The 2,875-nt window shown below is 71.1% G+C and carries 4 protein-coding genes; 2 read left to right on the top strand and 2 right to left on the bottom strand.

What is annotated here, in order from left to right; genetic code table 11:
- On the bottom strand, nucleotides 1-587 hold a 587-nt coding region (locus AC1DOC_RS27565; protein ID WP_478130908.1), incomplete at its 3' end, for a toxin-antitoxin system YwqK family antitoxin.
- Entirely contained in the window at nucleotides 584-997 is a 414-nt protein-coding gene (locus tag AC1DOC_RS27560) for a VOC family protein (RefSeq protein ID WP_015867538.1), read from the bottom strand. The genes AC1DOC_RS27565 and AC1DOC_RS27560, both read right to left, overlap by 4 nt.
- A 108-nt stretch (nucleotides 998-1,105) precedes the next feature.
- Here AC1DOC_RS27560 and AC1DOC_RS27555 point away from each other — a divergent pair, with 108 nt between their 5' ends.
- The gene (locus AC1DOC_RS27555; protein ID WP_230537990.1) at nucleotides 1,106-2,266 is read left to right on the top strand and encodes a TraB/GumN family protein; all 1,161 of its coding nucleotides are present in this window, start codon (nucleotides 1,106-1,108) and stop codon (nucleotides 2,264-2,266) included.
- 11 nt (nucleotides 2,267-2,277) lie between these two features.
- A complete protein-coding gene (locus AC1DOC_RS27550; RefSeq protein WP_015867536.1) occupies nucleotides 2,278-2,649 on the top strand; it encodes a DUF2946 family protein in 372 nt (123 codons plus the stop codon).
- Nucleotides 2,650-2,875 lie beyond the last annotated feature (226 nt).

Below are 2,875 nucleotides of genomic sequence, written 5' to 3'. Positions count from 1 at the left end.
AACCCGCACAGCCGGGCGTCGTCGACGGCCGGCGCCAGCATGGGCGTTTCGCCGCAGCGCAGCGCCGACATCTGGCCGCGTTCGGTGAACTCGACGAAGGCGCGGTCGGTGCCGACGGCTGGATAGAAGGTGACGCGGCGCAGCTGCCCGCCCGGGTAGAAGCTGCGCACCAGGCCCTGCTCCTGTCCGTCGTCGTAGACCGCCTCGCGCACGACCTGCCCGTTGGGCGCGAACTCGCGGGCGAGGCCGTGGATGTGGCCCTTGGCGTTGAGCGTGTGCTCCCTGGCCAGCTTGCCTTTTTCATAGAAGCGCGCCAGGCCCATGAAGACGCCGTTCTGGATCTGCTGCTCGCGCTGGAGTTCGCCGGTTTCGCGCTCCTTGCAGCGCATCAGCCCCGTCTTGCCCGCGGTGCTGCTGCCGTCGGACGGATCGGCCTTGCGGTCGTTGAGCTCGCAATCGATGGCCGCGTGGGCGGTGCCCGCCGCAAAAAGAAGCCACAGTACCGCCGCCGCGGCGCGCAATGCGGCTGCGCCGGCGCCCGCAGAGGCTGCGAGCCAGCCCGGGGCGGCTCGGGGCGGAGGGTTCATTTGTCGTAGAGCGCTGCCAGGGAACGAAAGCCCTTGACCTCGATCGGATTGCCGAACGGGTCGCAGAAGAACATGGTCCACTGCTCGCCCGGCTGGCCCTCGAAGCGCACCTGGGGCTCGAGCACGAACTCGATCTCGGCGGCCTTCAGCCGCTTCGCGAGCGCCTGCCAGTCGGGCAGCGCGAGCACGATGCCGAAGTGCGGCATCGGCACCATCGCGTCGCCGACACGGCCGGTGCGCGTGGTGGCGAAGGGTTCGCCCAGGTGCAGCGAGATCTGGTGGCCGAAGAAGTCGAAATCGACCCACGTGCCGGTGCTGCGGCCCTCGGCGCAGCCCAGAACCTGGCCATAGAAGCGGCGGGCCGCGTCGAGATCGCGGACGTGGAAGGCAAGATGGAAGATGCTCTGCATGTTCCGGATTATGGGCAGCGGTGCTGTGAGAATGCCGGACTTTCTTTCATCGTGGAGCAAGCCTTGCGGATACTCCGGATCCTGGTTGCGCCGAGGCGCGACACCCTTTTGAAGACGAAGACGCCCGCGCGTGCGTCCCTGCTTTCGCGCCTGCCGCGCCTTGCGCTGGCCGGCGCCTGCTGCGTCTTCGCGCTGGCGGCGCAGGCCGCCTGCCCGCCGTCTGCCATTGCCAGCCTCGGAAAGCCCGGCGCGGCCGTCGGCCAGTGGAACGCGGCCGACCGCGGCCTGCTGTGGCGCGCCGAGCGAGACGGGCGCACTTCCTGGCTCTACGGGACCATTCATCTCGGGCGCGCCGAGTGGGTGCGGCCCGGGCCCACCGTGCAGAAGGCGCTGGAGCAAAGCGACGCGCTGGCACTGGAACTCGACGTGCGCGACCCGGTCGCGATGCAGCCCCTGACGCAGCAGGCCGATCCGGCCGTGGTCGCGCGGCTGCTCAGTGGCGAGCGCGCACAGCGGCTGGCGCGCCAGAACGAGGCCGCCTGCGTGCCGCCCGGCCAGGCCACGGGGCTGCAGCCCATCCTGCAGGTCATGGCCCTGACCGGCCTGGTGGCGCGCGCCGACGGCCTGTACCCCGAGTTCGGCGCCGACGAGGCGCTGGCCGTCTCCGCACGCAACAACAACAAGCCGGTGTTCGCGCTCGAAAGCGCGGCCGCGCAATTGAAGATGCTGACCGGCGACTCCGAGGCCGAGGAGGCCGAGCAGATCGACGCCGCCCTGAGCGAACTGGAATCGGGCCAGTTGCGCGCGCAGATGAAGGAGTTGGCCGACATCTGGGCACGCGGCGACGCGGACAAGCTCGGCCGCTACCCCGAGTGGTGCAACTGCCTCAACACGCCCGCCGAGCAGCGGCTCATGAAGCGCCTGCTGGACGACCGCAACCCGGGCCTGGCCGACGGCATCGAGCGCATGCACGCGGGCGGCAAGCGCGTGTTTGCTGCCGTGGGCGCGCTGCACATGGTCGGTCCGCAGGGGCTGCCGGCGCTGCTGGCGGCGCGCGGCTTCAAGGTGGAGGCGGTCCCGCTGGTGGCGCAGCCGCCCGCCGCGGTGCCGACCGCACCCGCGCCCAAGGCGAGCGCCCGCGGCGCGCAAGGGGCCAGGAGCAATCGCGGCGCCAAGGCTTCCGGCGCCAAGGCCTCGGGCACCCGGAGTTCGGGCAATGCCAAGTCCGCCCAGCGCGCACCGGCACCAAAGAACAAACAGCGCCGATAATCGCCAACGCCATGCACCTGCTGCGAAACCACCCCCGCTTCCTCGGCCTCGTCGGCCGCTGGGTGCTGCTGTGGTTCGCGCTCTCGATCGGCGCGGCGGTGGCCTCGCCGATCGTGCATCCGCAGGCCGTCGAACTGGTGTGCTCGAGCGCCGGTTCGATCAAGGCGGTGGTCCACACCGAAGACGGCGTGCAGGAGATGGGCGCCTCGCACATGGACTGCCCGCTGTGCGTGCTGACCGGCGCGCCGCCGCCGTCGCCGTCCGCTGCCGCTTTCGACCTTCCGCTGCCGCTCGGCCGCGTGGTCCAGTCCATTCCCGCCGCGCGCTTGGCCGCGGCCACCGCCGCGCCGCTGCCGGCGCGCGGGCCTCCCGCCTTCTCCTGAAGCTGTCAAAACCGTAGCTGCGTGCGCCCGATCGACGGGYGCATGCGGCCTGTCCGGCTTGAAGTTCGTGGAGCAGGTTCCCAGTGAAAAAGCATTCCCGCGCCATGGCGATCGCCATGGCATTTCCCCTTGGCGCGCCCGCGTGGGCGCAGGACGCGCCTGATCCATCCGGCGGCAGCGGTGCGCGCACCCTGAGCACCGTCACGGTCAGCGGCGGCCGCCCGAC

The organism is Variovorax sp. 01T439_2 (assembly GCF_056398445.1).
The sequence above is the reverse complement of the archived record's forward strand: the minus strand, read 5'-3'. Positions and strand labels throughout refer to the sequence as shown.